Raw genomic sequence first — 17,422 nt, 5'->3', positions numbered from 1 at the left:
GGACCGTGAAACAGATGAGCGCCGATGATAGTGAGCTTCCGCTCGCGAAAGTAGGTCACCGCCAGGCTCCCATTCCCAAAAGCCCCTTCTGCAACAGCAGACGGGGCTTTCGGCTTTTGCGGCATGGAAATTCAGACAGCCTTCAAAAGCAAGATTGCAGCGGTGCGTGCTTAGCTCTGTGTTAGAATCTCAAACGGCGGGTCTCCCCGCATTGCAGTTTGGTGAACCTGGTCAGGTCCGGAAGGAAGCAGCCACAGCCAGTCACTGCAAGTGCCGGGGGTTAGGCTCGCCATTTTCATTTTCTGTTTTGGTGTGGGGCGCATGAGTTATCAGGTTCTTGCGCGCAAGTGGCGGCCGCGCAATTTTTCTACGCTTGTCGGACAGGAGCATGTTGTCCGAGCTCTTACCCATGCGCTTACCGAGCAGCGCCTTCATCATGCATATTTGTTCACCGGTACACGTGGGGTGGGCAAGACGACATTGGCCCGGATTCTCGCCAAAGCACTGAATTGCGAGAAGGGAATCACCGCCACTCCATGTGGTGTCTGCTCAGCCTGCCAAGAAATCGATAGCGGCCGATTTGTCGATTTGCTGGAGGTGGATGCGGCGACCAACACGCGCGTCGATGAAATGCGGCAATTGCTGGAAAATGCCGTCTATGCCCCGACGCGAGGGCGCTTCAAGGTCTATGTGATCGACGAAGTCCATATGCTCTCCAATTCCGCCTTTAACGCAATGTTGAAGACCCTGGAAGAGCCGCCTGAGCACGTAAAATTCATCCTGGCCACGACTGACCCGCAGAAGATTCCGGTGACGGTCCTTTCCCGCTGCCTGCAGTTCAACTTGAAGCAAATGCCGGCAGCCGCAATCTCCGGGCATTTGGCGCATATCCTGCAGACCGAGGCGGTTCCTTTTGATAATGGTGCGCTGGCCTTGATCGCGCGCTCGGCGGCGGGGAGTATGCGCGATGCACTTTCCTTGCTGGATCAGGCAATTGCTCACGGGGCGGGTGAGGTTCAGGAGCAGCAGGTTCGCGGTATGCTGGGAACCGTGGACCTCGATTATCTGTTTTCAATTCTCGAAGCCCTTGTTGACGGGGATGCATCCGCTCTGGTGGGTGTAGCTGCCGATTTGAGTGTCCGCAGCCTTTCTTTCGGGGCTGCGCTTCAGGATTTGGGCGCGCTCTTGACGCGCATACAGATTGTTCAATGCGTCCCGGCTGCCGTCGATGAGGATGATCCGGAAAGAGTCGAGCTACAGCGTTTTTCCACAGCGCTGAGTCGTGAATTTGTGCAGTTGGCCTATCAGATCGTCAATCACGGCCGCAACGAGTTGTCAGCCGCACCGGATGAGTATGCCGGTTTTGTCATGACCCTGTTGCGTTTATATACCTTCCGCCCAGCTAGTGTGGCCGATGTGGTTTCGGCGATTCCAGCCCGCTCAAGAACGCTTCCTGCCAGTCCTGCGCGGCCTGCTGTGAAGTCGGAAACGCCGGCCCGTCCCATTGAGCGAAGGGAAATGCCGGTTCCGACAGCTACCAAAGTGATCAATGGGCAGGATGACTGGCATGAGATGGTTGGCATGCTTCAGCTCTCCGGTTTGGCGAGGACGCTGGCCCAAAACTGCGAGTTACGCCAGTTGAACGAGGCCGATTGCCTTTTGCGCTTGGCCCCCACGCATGCTCATTTGCAAATGAAGCCGGCGCCGGACAAGTTGCAGCAAGCACTGAGCGAATATCTCGGACGGCCACTGGTAGTGCGCTTTGAGCTGGCCCAGAACGAAGTTGATACCCCGGCCGAGACCGCCGACCGGGAACGGCGGGAGCGCCAGCAGGGGGCTGTTGCCGCGATAGAGCAGGATTCTTTTGTCCGTGACGTGATCGAGACTTTCGATGCGTCACTGGTCGAGTCGTCGATTAAACCGATTGCCTAATGGAGATGCAGCAATGATGAAGGGTGGCTTGGGAGGTCTGATGAAACAGGCCCAGATGATGCAGGAAAACATGAAGAAGGCCCAAGAGCAGCTGGCTCAAGTCGAAGTTGAGGGCCAGGCCGGGGCCGGGATGGTCAAGGTTGTAATGACTTGTTCGCATGATGTTCGGCGCGTCAGCATTGACCCTTCGGTGATGGATGATCGAGAAATGCTGGAAGACCTGATCGCTGCTGCCGTTAACGATGCGATGCGTCGCGGCGAGTCGCTCAGTCAGGAGAAAATGTCCGGTTTTACGGCCGGGCTGAATCTGCCGCCGGGTTTCAAGCTGCCGTTCTAAGTGAATCCCTCGGCTCTTGAGGCCCTCATTGAGGCATTGCGCTGTTTGCCGGGAATCGGGCCAAAATCGGCCCAGCGTATTGCCTACCATTTGTTGCAACGGGATCGTAAAGGTGCCCAGCGCCTAGGCGACTCGTTGCTGCATGCGCTTTCCTCGATCCGCCACTGTCAGCGCTGTAATACGTTTAGCGAGAATGATATCTGTGAGCGCTGCGCCTCGCCGCGTCGTGACCAGACCTTGCTCTGCATTGTCGAGACGCCGGTCGACATGAACATGATGGAGCAGACGCTCGCCTACCAGGGCCTCTACTACGTCCTGATGGGCCGAATTTCGCCGCTGGACGGAGTCGGGCCGCGTGAGCTCGGGCTTGAGCAGTTGCTGGCAAGAGTGCTGGATGGTGTGGTCAGCGAGGTAATTCTGGCCACCAATTACACCAATGAGGGCGAAGCCACTGCCCACTACCTGACGGCGATGCTAAGGCCGAAAGGGATCAGCGTGACCCGAATCGCACGTGGTGTACCGGTTGGTGGCGAACTTGAATATGTCGATAGCGGGACACTGGCTCAAGCTTTGCGCGAGCGTAAATCCTGTCCAAGCTGACATCGGCTTTTATCGGGAGTTCCGATGTCGTATAATTTAGCGTTTATTTTTAATCCCATCCAATTCCTTTAAGGGTCTGCGTTATGAGCAATCAAGGAAAAATGGACTGCGGGCGGCGGCGTTTGATTGTCGCAACTGCAGCCGTGGGCGGTGCAGGTGCGGTTGCCGCGCTTGTTCCGTTCGTCTCCAGCTTGCTTCCGTCTGAGCGTGCCAAAGCGGCAGGTGCTCCGGTAGAAGTCGATATCAGCAAGCTCGAACCCGGTCAGATGATGACGGTCGAGTGGCGTGGCAAGCCGGTGTGGATCATCAACCGCACCAAGGATATGCTGGAAACGCTGACCAAGCTTAACGATGCGGTGGCCGATCCGAAGTCTGACAAAGAGCAGCAACCGGCCTACGCCAAGAATCAAACGCGCTCCGTCAAGCCGGAAATCATGGTCGCCGTTGGTATCTGTACCCACCTCGGTTGCTCGCCTTCCCAGAAATTCAAGCAGGGGGCCGAAGAGGGGATGGGCGCTGAATGGCTGGGTGGCTTCCTGTGCCCTTGCCATGGTTCGACGTTCGACTTCGCCGGCCGTGTGTACAAGTCAAAGCCTGCCCCGACCAACCTCGAAGTGCCGCCGCACGTGTATCTGACCGATACCCGTATCCTGATCGGCGATGACAAGAAGGGAGCATAGAAATGGCTGCTGGCAATTACGAAAAGTACAAGTCCGACGGCTCGATCGGCGGCAATGTGCTGGAGTGGGTTGATGCCCGCTTCCCGGCTACTTCCATGTGGAAGGGCCACCTCTCCGAATACTACGCACCGAAGAATTTCAACTTCTGGTATTTCTTCGGTTCGCTGGCCCTGCTGGTTCTGGTCATCCAGATCGTCACCGGCATCTTCCTGGTCATGCACTACAAGCCGGATGCTGCGCTGAACGCCAATGGCGTGCCAATCGCCTTTGCTTCCGTCGAATACATCATGCGTGATGTGCCCGGTGGCTGGATCATCCGCTACATGCACTCGACCGGTGCTTCGGCCTTCTTCATCGTGGTTTATCTGCACATGTTCCGTGGCCTGCTCTACGGTTCCTATCGCAAGCCGCGTGAGCTGACCTGGCTGTTCGGTGTCGGCATCTTCCTGGTGCTGATGGGCGAAGCCTTCTTCGGTTACCTGCTGCCTTGGGGACAGATGTCCTTCTGGGGCGCTCAGGTGATCGTCAATCTGTTCTCTGCGATTCCCGTTATCGGTCCGGACCTGTCGATCATCATCCGTGGTGACTTCGTGGTTGGCGACGCAACGCTGAACCGCTTCTTCTCCTTCCACGTCATCGCCTTCCCGCTGGTTCTGCTCGGTCTGGTTGCGGCGCACGTTCTCGCGCTGCACGAAACCGGCTCCAACAATCCGGACGGTATCGACATCAAGGAAAAGAAGGACGAGCACGGTATTCCGCTCGACGGCATTCCTTTCCACCCGTACTACACGGTGAAGGATATCGTTGGCGTCATCGTTTTCCTGATGGCCTTCTCCGCCGTGCTGTTCTTCGCACCGGAAGGTGGTGGTTACTTCCTCGAAACGCCGAATTTCTATCCGGCCGATCCGCTGAAGACGCCGCCGCACATCGCGCCGGTCTGGTACTTCACGCCGTATTACTCGATCCTGCGTGCCATGGTCTGGAACTTCTTCGGTCTTGATGCCAAGTTCTGGGGTGTGGTCGGGATGGGGGCTTCCGTTGTGATCTTCGCCTTCCTGCCTTGGCTGGATCGTAGCCCGGTTCGCTCCATCCGTTATCGTGGCCCGATCACCAAGGTCATGATTACCATCTTCGTGATCTGCTTCTTCATCCTTGGTTATCTGGGTACCCTGTCGCCCTCGCCGATGGGCGAACTGATCTCCCAGGTCTGCACGGTGTTCTACTTTGGCTTCTTCCTCGGGATGCCGTGGTGGTCCCGCATGGACAAGTTCAAGCCGGTTCCTGACCGCGTGACGATGAAGTGAGGATGCAAAAAATGAAAAAATTCCTGATCGCATTGCTCTTCGCGCCGGTCATGGCATTGGCCAGCGGCGGCGCGGTCCACCTCGACAAGTGGCCGGGTTCGGTTGGCGACAAGGCGGCCTTGCAGAATGGTGCCAAACTGTTCGTCAATTACTGCCTGAACTGTCACGGTGCATCTTACCTGCGCTACAAGAACCTGCTCGATCTCGGTCTGAGCGAGCAGCAGGTCAAGGACAACCTGATGTTCACCTCCGACAAGATCGGCGAGCTGATGCGGGTTGCGGCGCGTTCCGACGAGCAGAAGCTGTGGTTCGGCGCGACGCCGCCGGACCTGACCATCGTTGCCCGGGCCCGCGGCGAAGCCGGTAATGCCGGCGCCGGTGCCGACTGGCTGTACACCTACCTGCGTTCCTTCTATCGTGACGATAATCGTCCGACGGGCTGGAACAACGCGGTGTTCGAGAATGTCGGCATGCCGCATATCCTGTATGCGCTGCAAGGCCAGCAAGTGCGGAATCATGAAACGCACAAGCTGGAACTGGCGGTGCCGGGTCAGATGGCACCGGCTGAATACGACAAGGCGATTTCCGACCTGGTCGGCTTCATGGTCTGGATGGCCGAGCCGCAGCAAGAGTTCCGTCAGAAGCTCGGGTTTGGCGTGCTCGCCTTCCTGGCTTTGCTCTTCGTCGTCGCTTACGCGTTGAAGAAGGAATACTGGAAAGATATACACTGATCCATCCCGGATCAGCTAACGGCATCGCGGGTTTGGCTCAGGCCAGCCCCCGATGCCGAATCTCATTTTGAGGGTTACCACAAATGATGAACCTCTATTCGGGCACTACCTGCCCATTTAGCCACCGTTGCCGCATTGTCCTGTTCGAAAAGGGCATGGATTTTCAGGTCATCGACGTCGACATGTTCAACAAGCCGGAAGAGATGGCGGCGATCAATCCGCACAATCGCGTGCCGGTTCTGGTCGAGCGCGACCTGGTCCTGTTCGAGCCGAACATCATCAACGAATATATCGATGAACGTTTCCCGCATCCGCAACTGATGCCGGCTGACCCGATCATGCGCGCCCGCGCCCGCCAGCTGCTGGTTGGCATGGAGCGTGAAATCTTCTCCTTCATGGAAGTGATCGAGAAGAATGCCAAGACCGCCGACAAGGCGCGTCAGGAAATCAAGGCCCGTCTGACGGAAATCATTCCGATCTTCAGCAAGCAGAAATTCATGCTGGGCGATGACTTCTCGATGCTCGACGTTGCCATTGCCCCGTTGCTGTGGCGTCTGGATCATTACGGCATCGATCTCGGCAAGGCGGCCGCACCGCTGATGAAGTACGCCGAGCGCATTTTCAGCCGTCAGGGCTTTATCGATGCGCTGACGCCGTCTGAAAAGGCAATGCGCAAGTAAGGCATGGGACTTCCTTCCACCAAGCCCTACCTGCTGCGGGCCATCTGGGAGTGGTGCTGCGATAACGGCTTTACGCCGCATATCGCCGTATCGGTCGATGCCAACACACGCGTGCCGCGCGAGTTTGTCCGCGATGGTCAGATCGTGCTGAATCTCGGGCCGGATGCGACCAACAAGTTGCAGATCGGCAACGACTTCGTCGAGTTCCAGGCCCGCTTCGGCGGTGTGGCTCGCGAGTTGTCGGTCCCGGTGTCGCAGGTGACGGCGATTTACGCCCGTGAGAACGGTGCCGGCATGGCTTTCGAGCTCGACAGCGAGACAGGTTTCAGCGAGGAAGAGCTTTCGGCGCAAGCGCTGGAAACGCCGTCCGAAGAGGAGCCGCCCGAGCCGCCACGCCCAGAAGGAGGGCGTCCCAAGCTGCAACGCATCAAATAGGGACGCTTGCTGCGGTCGACGCACCAAAACGGGGAGATTCCAGTCGGGATTCTCCCCGTTTTTCGTTCAAGTCCATGATTTTCCGATGTGGCATGTCTGTTGCTAAAAGGCAAGCCGGAAGGAAAATTATGAAAAACGATGTCAAATCCACCTGTTGCTACTGCGGCGTCGGCTGCGGAGTCGTGATCGAAACCGAGGACGGCCGGATTACCGGTGTGCGCGGCGATCCCGATCATCCGGCCAATCGCGGTCGCTTGTGCACCAAAGGTGCGACGCTGCACCTGACGGCGGACAGCACCTGTCGCCTGCACTATCCCGAAAAAAGGGCAGCGCGCGGCGGGCCACGCCAGCGTCTGGCCTGGGATGCCGCGCTCGACGAGGCGGCCAGCCGCTTTGCCGAGACGATCCGCACCCACGGGCCGGATTCGGTGGCCTTCTATATCTCCGGCCAGCTGATGACCGAGGACTACTATGTCTTCAACAAGCTGGCCAAGGGCCTGATCGGGACCAACAACGTCGATACCAATTCGCGGCTCTGCATGTCGTCGGCCGTCGCCGGCTACAAGCAGACGCTGGGGGCCGATGCGCCGCCCTGCAGCTACGAGGATATCGATCAGGCCAAGGTGATTCTGATCGCCGGCGCCAACCCGGCGATTGCCCATCCGATCATCTTCCGGCGGATCGAGGATGCCAAGGCGGCGAATCCCGAACTCAAAATCATCGTCGTCGATCCGCGCCGCTCGGAAAGTGCCGAGCTCGCCGATCTGCATCTGGCGATCCAGCCAGGTTCCGACATCGCCTTGTTCAACGGCCTGTTGCATGTGCTGATTGCCGAGGGCATGGTCGATCTCGATTACGTCGAGGCGCACACCACCGGTTTTGCGGCGCTCAAGGAAATCGTTCGCAATTACACGCCGGCGGTCGTCGCCGATCTGTGCGGCGTGACGGCAGCCGACATCGTCAAGGCGGCGCGCTGGTTCGGCGCCAGCAAGGCCTCGCTGTCGATGTACTGCCAAGGCTTGAACCAGTCGGCGCATGGCACGCACAATAACGCCGGCATCATTCACCTGCATCTGGCCACCGGTCAGATCGGCAAGCCCGGTGCCGGGCCGTTCTCACTGACCGGCCAACCGAATGCGATGGGTGGCCGCGAAGTCGGCGGCCTGGCCAACCTGCTGTCAGCTCACCGCGACCTGGGCAACCCCGAGCATCGGGCCGAGATTGCCAAGCTGTGGGGCGTGCCCTTTGTACCGGCCAAACCGGGCAAGTCGGCGGTCGACTTGTTCAAAAGCCTGAAAACCGGCGAGATCAAAGCGGTCTGGATCGCCTGCACCAATCCGGCGCAATCGCTGCCCAACCAGGCGGCGGTGCGCGAAGCCTTGCAGGCGGCGGAATATGTCGTGCTGCAGGAAGCCTATGGCAACACCGATACCGCCGATTATGCCGACCTGCTGCTCCCGGCCTCGGCCTGGGGCGAGAAGCAGGGCACGGTGACCAACTCGGAGCGGCGCATCACGCGCGTCCGGTCGGCCGTGCCGCCGCCTGGCGAGGCGCGTCACGACTGGGAAATCGTCGTCGATTTCGCCCGTCGCCTCGGCGCCAAGCTGGAACACGCCGCAGCCGATCGTCTGTTCCCCTACGCCGATGCCGAGGCTATTTTCAACGAGCATCGCGAGACGACGCGCGGCCGCGACCTCGACATTACCGGTTTGAGCTACGCCCAGCTCGAAGCCCAGGGGCCGCAGCAGTGGCCTTACCCGGCAGATGCGACGGCTGGCCGGACGCGCCTTTATGAAGACGGCCGCTTCCCGACGGCGGATGGCAAGGCCCGCTTCGTTGCCATCGAGCACCTGCCGACAGCCGAAGCGACCAGCCTCGAATTCCCGATTTCTCTGCTCTCCGGTCGGATGCGCGACCAGTGGCACGGTATGAGCCGGACCGGCACCGTGCCGCGCCTGTTCAATCTCGAAGACGAGCCGCTGCTCGCCTTGCACCCGTGCGACATGCGGCACCGTGGCCTGACCACGGGCGATCTGGCCCGGGTGACCAATGCCCGCGGCGCGATGGTGGTGCGCATTGCCGAACGGGTCGGCCTGAAGAAAGGCCGGGCCTGGATGCCGATGCACTGGGGCAACCAGTTCATGAACACGGCCGGTTCCAACGCCGTGGCCAGCGATGCCATCGACCCCTATTCGATGCAGCCGGAACTGAAACACGCGGCGGTGCAGATCACCCGGCTCGATTTGCCGTATCCGCTGGCCATCGTCCGCCGTTGTGAAAGTCAGGCCGCAGCGCTGGTCCTGATCCAGCAGGCGCGCGCCTTCCTGAACAAGTTTCCCTATGCGACGGTCGGTCTCTACGGGCGCCAGACGCCGCTGGTCGTCTTCCGGGCGGCAACGGCGACAGCGATCGACGACGCCGAACTGCTTGAACTCGATCGGCTGTTCGGCATGGACGGCGAAGACGGTGCCATTCTCTACAACGATGCCAGCCGCAAGATTGCCAAGAAGGCCATTGCCCGGGAAGGCCGCCTGCTCGGCGTCCGCCTGGCCGGCGAGGCGCTGGCCCAGGTCTGGCTGAAGCAGGCAATGGCGGAGGACGAACTGGATGCCAGCCTGATCCGTTTCGCGCTGGCACCGACCGACAAACCGCCGGTCAGCATCGCGCCGCGCAATATCGTCTGCAAATGCGCCGATGTCAGCGATGTCCAGATTCATGCCGAACTCGCCAAGGGCAGCAGTCTGCCGCAGTTGCAGGACAAACTGAAGTGCGGAACTTTTTGCGGCTCCTGCCTGCCGGACATCAAGCGCATGGCGGCCGAGCACGCCCCACAACAAGCTGCGGCAGCCTGATCGCGGCGGGAGGAGACCATGAGTTACGGACACTACATCAAGGAAATCGGGCGCGGCGCCGAGGGCGCCCGCGATCTGCCGCTGGATGATGCACGCCAGCTCTACGCCGCGATGCTCGACGGCGGCGTCCCGGATCTCGAACTGGGCGCCATCATGCTTGGCCTGCGCGTCAAGGGCGAGTCCCTCGACGAGATGCTCGGCTTCCTGTCGGCTGCCGACGACCGGACCCATCTGCTCGACATGCCGCACGGCCGCGTCCGGCCGGTCGTCCTGCCGACCTATAACGGCGGTCGCAAGGAAGCCAACCTGACGCCGCTGCTGGCCTTGCTGCTGCAGCGTTTCGGCGTGCCGGTGCTGGTCCATGGCCTGCTCGAAGGCTTCGGCCGGGTCAGCTCCAGCCTGATTTTCCGTGAGCTGGGCGTCATGCCGCTGACCTCGACCACCCAGGCGCAGGCGGCGCTCGATGCCGACGGCCTGGCCTTTCTACCGCTGACCGGGCTCTGTCCGGGTATGCACAGCCTGCTTGGGCTGCGCAGCCGGCTCGGCGTGCGTAACAGCGCCCACAGTCTGGTCAAGCTGCTCAACCCTTTCCGCGGCGACGCGGTGCTGGTTGCGCCGGCGACGCATCCGGACTTCATCGACCTGATGCGCAACATCTTGCTCAATCGCGGCCAACGCGGCCTACTGCTGCGCGGCACCGAAGGCGAGCCCTTCGCCAACCCGAAGCGCCGGCCGCGTCTGGAGTTCATCCATGACGGCGTGGTTGATGTCCTGTTCGAAGCCGAACACGAGAGCCTGCGCGCCCTGCCCAATCTGCCCGAAAGCAATGATGCGGCGAGCACGGCGAAGTGGATCCGGCGCGTGCTCGACAAGCAGATTCCGCTGCCCAAGCCGATTGCCAATCAACTGGCCTGCCTGTTGTATGCCAGCGGCTATGCCGAGGATTTCAACCAGGCCAAGGCCATTGTCGCCGTCGAGGCGACCGGACTGGCGGTGGGCGGCAACTAGGCCGGAATCTGCACCGCCTTGGTATGGCTTGCCCGCTTTTGGTGCGCGATGCCTGCGGTCAACGCCGCAAAAACACTGAAAATCAAAGCTTTATGTATCTGGCACGCTGTTTGCGAATAGTGAAGCCGATACAGCGAATCAACCGCCAACGGGGGCGGTCCGATGGCAACGACGTCATGCGCTGAAGTAAATTTTGCACCTGCGGGTGCGCGCAACGTTGGAGCCAAAAATGAGCAAACCCCGTCTCGTCCTGATCGGCAACGGCATGGCCGGTGTCCGCACCGTCGAAGAACTGCTGAAGATCAAGCCGGATCACTACGACATCACGATCTTCGGCGCCGAACCGCATCCGAACTACAACCGCATCCTGCTGTCGCCGGTCCTCGCCGGTGAAATGACCGTCCAGGAAATCGTTCTCAACGAACTGGACTGGTACAAGGAAAACGGCATCAAGCTGCACACCGGCAAGCAGATCGCCAAGATCGACCGCGTCAAACGCAAGGTCATCGCCGAGGACGGTACCGAAGAAGAATACGACCGCCTGCTCGTCGCCACCGGTTCGACGCCGTTCATGCTGCCGATTCCCGGCAACGATCTGCCCGGCGTCATCGGTTACCGTGACATCAAGGACACCGACGAGATGATCGAAGCCGCCAAGCTGCACAAGCACGCGGTGGTGATCGGCGGCGGCCTGCTCGGCCTGGAAGCGGCGAACGGCCTGAAGCTGCGCGGCATGGACGTCACCGTCGTCCATATCGGTCCCTGGTTGCTCGAGCGCCAGCTCGACGAAGTCGCCGGCAAGATGCTGCAGAAGTCGCTCGAAGACAAGGGCCTCAAGTTCCTGCTGCAAAAGCAGACCGAGGCGCTCATTCAAGGTGAGTCCGGCCGCGTTGCCGCGATCCGCTTCAAGGACGGCATGCAGATTCCGGCCGACCTCGTCGTCATGGCCGCCGGCATCCGCCCGAACTACGCGCTGGCCGAATCCTCCGGCATCTACTGCAATCGCGGCATCGTCGTAAACGACACGATGCAGACCTACGACCCGAAGGTATACGCGGTCGGCGAGTGCGTCAGCCATCGCGGCATCGCCTACGGCCTGGTTGCGCCGCTCTTCGAGCAGGCCAAGGTCGCCGCCAACCATCTGGCCGGCTACGGCATCGGCCGCTACACCGGCTCGGTGACCTCGACCAAGCTCAAGGTCACCGGCATCGACCTCTTCTCGGCCGGCAACTACATGGGCGGCGAGGGCACCGAGGAAATCGTCCTCAACGACCCCTACGGCGGCGTCTACAAGAAGCTGGTCATCAAGGACAACAAGCTGGTCGGCGGCGTCATGTACGGCGACACGGCCGACGGCCCGTGGTACTTCCAGTTGCTGAAGGACGGCCGCGACATTCACGACATCCGCGACCAGCTGATCTTCGGCCAGTCGCTGGTTGGCGACGTCGGCCATGCCGGCAAGAGCAAGGCCGCCGACATGCCGGACAGCGCCGAGGTTTGCGGCTGTAACGGCATCACCAAGGGCGTCATCGTCCAGGCGATCAAGGCCAAGGGCTTGTTCACGCTGGACGAGGTCAAGAAGCACACCAAGGCTGCCTCTTCCTGCGGCTCCTGTGCCGGCCTGGTCGAGCAGATCCTCGCCTCGACCATCGGCGGCGCCTACACGCCGGCCGCTTCCGACAAGAAGCCGGTCTGCGGCTGTACCGATCATTCGCACAAGATGGTGCGCGAGGCCATCCTCGACCAGCACCTGACCAACAAGGAAGCCGTCTTCAAGGCGCTCGAGTGGAAGACGCCGAACGGCTGCGACAAGTGCCGCCCGGCCATCAACTACTACTTGATCTCGACCTGGCCGCACGAAGCCAACGACGATCCGCAGTCGCGCTTCATCAACGAGCGGTCGCACGCCAACATCCAGAAGGACGGCACCTACTCGGTGGTCCCGCGGATGTGGGGCGGCCTGACGACGCCGAACGAACTGCGCGCCATCGCCGACGCCGCCGAAAAGTACAACGTGCCGACCGTCAAGGTGACCGGCGGTCAGCGTATCGACCTGTTGGGCGTCAAGAAGGAAGACCTGCCGGCCATGTGGGCCGATTTGAACGCCGCCGGCATGGTCTCCGGCCACGCCTACGGCAAGTCGATCCGCACCGTGAAGACCTGCGTCGGCGCCGAGCACTGCCGCTTCGGCACGCAGCTGGCGATGTCGATGGGCGTCAAGCTGGAAAAGATGCTGTTCGACATGTACGCGCCGCACAAGGTCAAGCTGGCCGTTTCCGGCTGCCCGCGCAACTGCGCCGAGGCCGGCATCAAGGACGTCGGCATCATCGGTGTCGATTCCGGCTACGAGATCTACATCGCCGGCAACGGCGGCATCAAGACCGAAGTCGCCCAGTTCCTGTGCAAGGTGAATTCGGACGAGGACGTCATGGAATATTCCGGCGCCTTCCTGCAGCTCTACCGCCTCGAAGGCTGGTACCTGGAGCGCACCTGCCATTACCTGGAACGGGTCGGCATGGACTACGTCAAGGGCAAGATTCTTGAGGATGAAGAAGGCCGCAAGGCGCTCTACGCCGCGCTGCTCGACTCGCTGAAGGATGCCAAGGACCCGTGGGCGACGTCCCGCGAGCCGGAAGCGATCAAGCAGTTCATCCCCATCGTGCCGGTCGCGGTCTGAGGGCCGGTCCTGCGGTCAACGCCTGAAAATTGCCAAAAATCGAGGAATACACAATGAACAACTGGAAACTGATCTGCCCGCTGGAAGACATCCCGCAACTCGGCTCGCGCATCGTCCGCCCGGCCACCGGCGGCGACATCGCCATCTTTCGCACTTCCGATGACGAAGTCTTCGCCATGCACGACAAGTGCCCGCACAAGGGCGGCCCGCTGTCGCAAGGCATCGTCCATGGCAAGCGGGTGACCTGCCCGCTGCACGGCTGGAACATCGGCCTGGACGACGGCCATGCGGTGGCGCCGGACGTCGGTTCCTGCACCAAGTTCCAGGTCAAGGTCGAGGCCGGCCAGGTCTATCTGTCGGTCTGATCGGGGAAATGCCGGGTGACGGGGGTCATCCGGCGCTTTGAAGAAACAACAAGAAACAAGCGAGTCAAATGTCTTTTTCAGGTCACCGCAAAATCAATCGCCTGCTCGGCGCCGACTTCGGCATCAGCGAGCCGGAAGAAGTGCACATCATGCTGATTCCGCATCTCCACCTGGCGCAACTGCTGGCCACCGGCGAATGGCATCACCTGCATGTCGCTTCGGTCGCCGGAGTGTTCAACGTCGCCCTGGCGCTGGCCTACATCAACAAGGATCGCCGTTCGATCAATTTCTACAGCGGCATCCAGGAGTTGTTGCTGGCGATCGGCAACGGCCAGGCTTTCGGCAACCCGGAAAAGCGGCGGTTGCGTACGGTTTTCTCGGAGGCCGACAAGTACATCTGCGGCCAAAACAAGGCGGACATCCTGACTGCGATCCGGATGGTCGAGTATCAGATTCAGCACACTCCGCCCGAAAGCGTGGTTCGGCTGGAAGCCTGACCCGGGCGGCGGCGCCGCCTTCTCCGATTTCAAATAATAAAAGCTGTGCCTGTCACAGCAACTCAAGGAACTCCTATGGCTTATCTGGTCCCTTCGGAATTCGTCACCAAAATGGTCGATGCCGGCGAATCCAAAATCTACATGTCCACCCGCGACGCCCTGATCCGCGCCTACATGGCCGGTGCCATCCTCGCGCTGGCCGCCGTCTTCGCGGTCACCGCCTCGGTCATGACCGGCCAGGCGCTGGTCGGCGCCATCCTCTTCCCGGTCGGCTTCTGCATGCTCTACCTGCTCGGTTTCGACCTGCTTACCGGGGTCTTCGTGCTGACTCCGCTGGCCTGGCTCGACAAGCGCCCGGGCGTCACCATCAAGGCCATCCTGAAAAACTGGGGGGTCGTTTTCACCGGCAACTTCCTCGGCGCGCTGACCGTCGCCTTCATGATGTCCTTCGTCTTCACCTACGGCTTCTCGACGGCACCGAATGAAATCGGCCAGAAGATCGGCCACATCGGCGAAGCGCGCACCATCGGCTATGCCAAGTACGGCCTGATGGGCTGGTTCACCATTTTCATCCGCGGCATGCTGTGCAACTGGATGGTGTCCACCGGCGTCGTCGGCGCCATGATCTCGACCACGGTGAGCGGCAAGGTGATCGCCATGTGGATGCCGATCATGCTGTTCTTCGCGATGACTTTCGAGCATTCCGTGGTCAACATGTTCCTCTTCCCGTCCGGCCTGATGATGGGCGGCAACTTCTCCATCCTCGACTATTTCATCTGGAACGAGATTCCGGTCGTCCTCGGCAACCTGGTCGGCGGCCTGGCTTTCACCGGCCTGACCCTGTACGCGACGCATATCAAGACCGGCCCGAAGCGCGCCTTCAACTAAGCCGCCAGCCCGACCCCAAAGCCTCAGTCCCGCGCCGGGCTGGGGCTTTTCTTGTATAAAACCAGGCATGCCACTCAAAATCTCCGCCGGGCAATATTCCGACCAGGGCCGCAAGGCAAGCAACCAGGACTTCCACGGCCTGTGCGTGCCGCCCGAACCGCAACTCAGTTCGAAAGGCATCGCCATTGCGCTGGCCGACGGCATCAGCAGCAGCGAAGTCAGCCAGATCGCCAGCCAGTCGGCGGTCACCGGCTTTCTCGAGGACTACTATTGCACCTCCGAAGCCTGGTCGGTGAAGACGTCGGCCGAGCGCGTGCTGGTCGCCACCAATTCCTGGTTGCATGCCCAGACCCAGCAGAGTCAGCACCGCTACGACAAGGATCGCGGCTACGTCTGCACCTTCAGCGGCCTGGTCATCAAATCGACGACCGCCCACCTGTTCCACGTCGGCGATGCGCGCATCTACCTGCTGCGCGACCAGGCGCTGAGCCAATTGACCGAAGACCACCGGGTCTGGATTTCCTCGACGCAAAGCCACCTGGCGCGGGCGCTCGGCATCGATCGCCGGCTTGAAATCGACTACCAGGCGGTGCCGGTAGCGTGCGGCGATATCTTCCTGCTGGCGACCGATGGCGTCTACGAGCATGTCGCCGCCGATTTCATCAGCGCCAGCATCGAGGCCAATGCCGGCGATCTCGACCAGGCGGCCCGCGCCATCGGCGAAGAAGCCTATCGCCAGGGCAGTGCCGACAACCTGACCGTGCAGATCGTCCGGGTCGAGGAATTGCCGAGCCCGGAGGCCAACGAAATGTACCGCCAGGTCGCCGAACTGCCTTTCGCGCCGCTGCTCGAAGCGCGCATGGATTTCGACGGCTACCGGATCGTTCGCGAAATCAAGGGCAGCAGCCGCAGCCACATCTATCTGGCGGTCGACGCCGAGAGCGGGCAAAAAGTCGTCATCAAGACCCCGTCCATCGACCTGCAGGGCGACCCGGCCTACCTCGAACGCTTCCTGATGGAAGAGTGGATCGCCCGTCGCCTGAACAGCCCGCATGTCCTCAAGCCGTGCCTGCAGACGCGCCAGCGCAACTACATCTACGTCGTCAGCGAATACATCGAAGGGCAGACCCTGGCTCAGTGGATGATCGACAACCCGAAGCCCGATCTGGCCAGCGTGCGCGGCATCCTGGAACAGATCGGCAAAGGCTTGCAGGCCTTCCACCGCCTCGAAATGGTGCATCAGGACCTGAAGCCGGACAACATCATGATCGACAGCACCGGCACGGTGAAGATCATCGATTTCGGCGCGACGCGGGTGGCCGGGGTGATCGAAATCGCGACGCCGATCGAGCAGATCAACCTGCTCGGTTCCGCCGCCTATGCCGCGCCGGAGTATTTCCTCGGCGAAAATGGTACGCCGCGTTCGGACATCTTTTCGCTCGGCGTCATCGCCTACCAGATGCTCTCCGGCAAGCTGCCCTACGGCGTCGAGGTCGCCAAGGCACGGACCCGGGCGGCGCAACGCAAGCTCGTCTATCAATCGGTGCTCAACGACGAACGCGAAATCCCGGCCTGGATCGACGACGCCATCCGCCAGGCGGTAGCGCCCGATCCTCTGGCGCGCTACGCCGAACTGTCCGAGTTCATCTTCGACCTGCACCACCCGAACCAGGCCTTCCTGAACAAGACCCGGCCGCCGCTGATCGAACGCAATCCGGTGGTGTTCTGGAAGAGCGTGTCGTTCGTGCTGCTGCTGGCGCTGATCGTTATCAGCGCGGTACGGTTTGCTTGATGCGCGCGGGAGGCGTGCGCAGACCGATTGCTGCGGTCAACCAGGAAAAAAAGCCAAAAACCAAAATTGGCGCGGCTTGGCTTCACGCCATTTTTTGACCGCCGGGTGACGCGCCTTACCCCGGAATCTCGGCCTCGACCAGTTGCGCCAGCAAGGTCAGCGACTCCTGCCAACCCAGATAACAGGCCTCGGTCGGAATGACTTCCGGGATGCCTTGCTGCACGATGTTCAATTCGACGCCGCAAAAAACCGGCCGGATCGAAATCGTCGTTTCCATTTCCCCGGGCAGATTGGGGTCGTCGAAGGCATCCGTGTGGCGAATGCGCTCGTTGGGCACCAACTCCAGATACTTGCCGCCAAAGGAATGGCTGTGGCCGGTCGAAAAGTTGGTGAACGACATCCGGTAAGTGCCGCCGACAGTGGCATCCAGATGCTGAACCTTGCCGGTAAAGCCATGTGGCGGCAGCCATTTGACCATCGCATCGGGATCGAGAAAGGCCCGATAAACCCGCTCGGGCGTGGCCCGCAGTACGCGATGCAGCGTGACAGTATTGGTGGCCATGAGCATTAATCCTTTCGCTGTTTTGGTTTGAAGTGGCATCAATTGAGCCGGCTGCGCCGCTCGATCATTCTCTTGGGCGCTT

The 17,422-nt window shown here is 60.9% G+C and carries 16 protein-coding genes and 1 other RNA gene; 16 read left to right on the top strand and 1 reads right to left on the bottom strand.

What is annotated here, in order from left to right:
• Positions 1 to 195: 195 nt before the first annotated feature.
• The 16 genes from ffs (at position 196) to GH663_RS09820 (ending at position 16,778) form a co-directional block, all read left to right on the top strand.
• An RNA gene (ffs, locus tag GH663_RS09895) (signal recognition particle sRNA small type) lies at positions 196 to 294 on the top strand.
• A gap of 27 nt (positions 295 to 321) precedes the next feature.
• The gene (dnaX, locus tag GH663_RS09890) at positions 322 to 1,932 is read left to right on the top strand and encodes a DNA polymerase III subunit gamma/tau (RefSeq protein ID WP_153131456.1); all 1,611 of its coding nucleotides are present in this window, start codon (positions 322 to 324) and stop codon (positions 1,930 to 1,932) included.
• 13 nt (positions 1,933 to 1,945) lie between these two features.
• Positions 1,946 to 2,269, top strand: coding sequence for a YbaB/EbfC family nucleoid-associated protein (locus GH663_RS09885; RefSeq protein WP_153131455.1), 324 nt, complete (start codon positions 1,946 to 1,948; stop codon positions 2,267 to 2,269).
• Positions 2,270 to 2,869 (top strand): recombination mediator RecR, encoded by a 600-nt coding sequence (gene recR, locus GH663_RS09880; RefSeq protein ID WP_153131454.1) that lies wholly within the window; start codon positions 2,270 to 2,272, stop codon positions 2,867 to 2,869.
• An 83-nt stretch (positions 2,870 to 2,952) separates the two neighbouring features.
• Positions 2,953 to 3,549: a ubiquinol-cytochrome c reductase iron-sulfur subunit gene (gene petA / locus GH663_RS09875; RefSeq protein WP_153131453.1), complete on the top strand. Its 597-nt coding sequence runs from the start codon at positions 2,953 to 2,955 to the stop codon at positions 3,547 to 3,549.
• Between the two features lie 2 nt (positions 3,550 to 3,551).
• Complete coding sequence (locus GH663_RS09870) at positions 3,552 to 4,853, top strand: cytochrome b (RefSeq protein ID WP_153131452.1); 1,302 nt, start codon at positions 3,552 to 3,554, stop codon at positions 4,851 to 4,853.
• Positions 4,854 to 4,864: 11 nt separating this feature from the next.
• Positions 4,865 to 5,584, top strand: a complete 720-nt coding sequence (locus GH663_RS09865; protein ID WP_153131451.1) for a cytochrome c1 — start codon at positions 4,865 to 4,867, stop codon at positions 5,582 to 5,584.
• Positions 5,585 to 5,667: 83 nt separating this feature from the next.
• Positions 5,668 to 6,264, top strand: a complete 597-nt coding sequence (locus GH663_RS09860) for a glutathione S-transferase N-terminal domain-containing protein (RefSeq protein WP_066879967.1) — start codon at positions 5,668 to 5,670, stop codon at positions 6,262 to 6,264.
• 3 nt (positions 6,265 to 6,267) lie between these two features.
• A complete protein-coding gene (locus GH663_RS09855) occupies positions 6,268 to 6,699 on the top strand; it encodes a ClpXP protease specificity-enhancing factor (RefSeq protein ID WP_153131450.1) in 432 nt (143 codons plus the stop codon).
• 128 nt (positions 6,700 to 6,827) lie between these two features.
• Positions 6,828 to 9,551, top strand: a complete 2,724-nt coding sequence (locus tag GH663_RS09850; protein WP_153131449.1) for a nitrate reductase — start codon at positions 6,828 to 6,830, stop codon at positions 9,549 to 9,551.
• A gap of 18 nt (positions 9,552 to 9,569) precedes the next feature.
• Entirely contained in the window at positions 9,570 to 10,559 is a 990-nt protein-coding gene (ybiB, locus tag GH663_RS09845; protein ID WP_066879971.1) for a DNA-binding protein YbiB, read from the top strand.
• 229 nt (positions 10,560 to 10,788) lie between these two features.
• On the top strand, positions 10,789 to 13,236 hold the full coding sequence (gene nirB / locus GH663_RS09840) for a nitrite reductase large subunit NirB (RefSeq protein ID WP_153131448.1): 2,448 nt from the start codon (positions 10,789 to 10,791) through the stop codon (positions 13,234 to 13,236).
• 53 nt (positions 13,237 to 13,289) lie between these two features.
• Complete coding sequence (gene nirD, locus GH663_RS09835; RefSeq protein ID WP_066879973.1) at positions 13,290 to 13,601, top strand: nitrite reductase small subunit NirD; 312 nt, start codon at positions 13,290 to 13,292, stop codon at positions 13,599 to 13,601.
• A 68-nt stretch (positions 13,602 to 13,669) separates the two neighbouring features.
• On the top strand, positions 13,670 to 14,098 hold the full coding sequence (locus tag GH663_RS09830; protein ID WP_066879974.1) for a hypothetical protein: 429 nt from the start codon (positions 13,670 to 13,672) through the stop codon (positions 14,096 to 14,098).
• 75 nt (positions 14,099 to 14,173) lie between these two features.
• A complete protein-coding gene (locus tag GH663_RS09825) occupies positions 14,174 to 14,986 on the top strand; it encodes a formate/nitrite transporter family protein (RefSeq protein WP_066879975.1) in 813 nt (270 codons plus the stop codon).
• Between the two features lie 67 nt (positions 14,987 to 15,053).
• Positions 15,054 to 16,778 carry a bifunctional protein-serine/threonine kinase/phosphatase gene (locus GH663_RS09820; protein WP_153131447.1) on the top strand — a complete coding sequence of 575 codons (1,725 nt, stop codon included), beginning with the start codon at positions 15,054 to 15,056 and terminating at the stop codon, positions 16,776 to 16,778.
• Between the two features lie 115 nt (positions 16,779 to 16,893).
• Here GH663_RS09820 and GH663_RS09815 read toward each other — a convergent pair whose 3' ends face one another.
• A complete protein-coding gene (locus GH663_RS09815; RefSeq protein WP_066880261.1) occupies positions 16,894 to 17,340 on the bottom strand; it encodes an SRPBCC family protein in 447 nt (148 codons plus the stop codon).
• Positions 17,341 to 17,422: the final 82 nt, after the last annotated feature.

It is taken from the genome of Dechloromonas hortensis (assembly GCF_009469765.1).
GTDB classification, from domain to species: Bacteria; Pseudomonadota; Gammaproteobacteria; order Burkholderiales; family Rhodocyclaceae; genus Azonexus; species Azonexus hortensis.
The sequence above is the reverse complement of the archived record's forward strand: the minus strand, read 5'-3'. Positions and strand labels throughout refer to the sequence as shown.

Excerpts from the sequence above, each read along its gene's own strand:
- dnaX (WP_153131456.1), top strand. The coding sequence starts at position 322 with ATGAGTTATCAGGTTCTTGCGCGCAAGTGGCGGCCGCGCAATTTTTCT.
- GH663_RS09885 (WP_153131455.1), top strand. The coding sequence starts at position 1,946 with ATGATGAAGGGTGGCTTGGGAGGTCTGATGAAACAGGCCCAGATGATG.
- petA (WP_153131453.1), top strand. The coding sequence starts at position 2,953 with ATGAGCAATCAAGGAAAAATGGACTGCGGGCGGCGGCGTTTGATTGTC.
- GH663_RS09870 (WP_153131452.1), top strand. The coding sequence starts at position 3,552 with ATGGCTGCTGGCAATTACGAAAAGTACAAGTCCGACGGCTCGATCGGC.
- GH663_RS09865 (WP_153131451.1), top strand. The coding sequence starts at position 4,865 with ATGAAAAAATTCCTGATCGCATTGCTCTTCGCGCCGGTCATGGCATTG.
- GH663_RS09860 (WP_066879967.1), top strand. The coding sequence starts at position 5,668 with ATGATGAACCTCTATTCGGGCACTACCTGCCCATTTAGCCACCGTTGC.
- GH663_RS09855 (WP_153131450.1), top strand. The coding sequence starts at position 6,268 with ATGGGACTTCCTTCCACCAAGCCCTACCTGCTGCGGGCCATCTGGGAG.
- GH663_RS09850 (WP_153131449.1), top strand. The coding sequence starts at position 6,828 with ATGAAAAACGATGTCAAATCCACCTGTTGCTACTGCGGCGTCGGCTGC.
- ybiB (WP_066879971.1), top strand. The coding sequence starts at position 9,570 with ATGAGTTACGGACACTACATCAAGGAAATCGGGCGCGGCGCCGAGGGC.
- nirB (WP_153131448.1), top strand. The coding sequence starts at position 10,789 with ATGAGCAAACCCCGTCTCGTCCTGATCGGCAACGGCATGGCCGGTGTC.
- nirD (WP_066879973.1), top strand. The coding sequence starts at position 13,290 with ATGAACAACTGGAAACTGATCTGCCCGCTGGAAGACATCCCGCAACTC.
- GH663_RS09830 (WP_066879974.1), top strand. The coding sequence starts at position 13,670 with ATGTCTTTTTCAGGTCACCGCAAAATCAATCGCCTGCTCGGCGCCGAC.
- GH663_RS09825 (WP_066879975.1), top strand. The coding sequence starts at position 14,174 with ATGGCTTATCTGGTCCCTTCGGAATTCGTCACCAAAATGGTCGATGCC.
- GH663_RS09820 (WP_153131447.1), top strand. The coding sequence starts at position 15,054 with ATGCCACTCAAAATCTCCGCCGGGCAATATTCCGACCAGGGCCGCAAG.
- GH663_RS09815 (WP_066880261.1), bottom strand. The coding sequence starts at position 17,340 with ATGGCCACCAATACTGTCACGCTGCATCGCGTACTGCGGGCCACGCCC.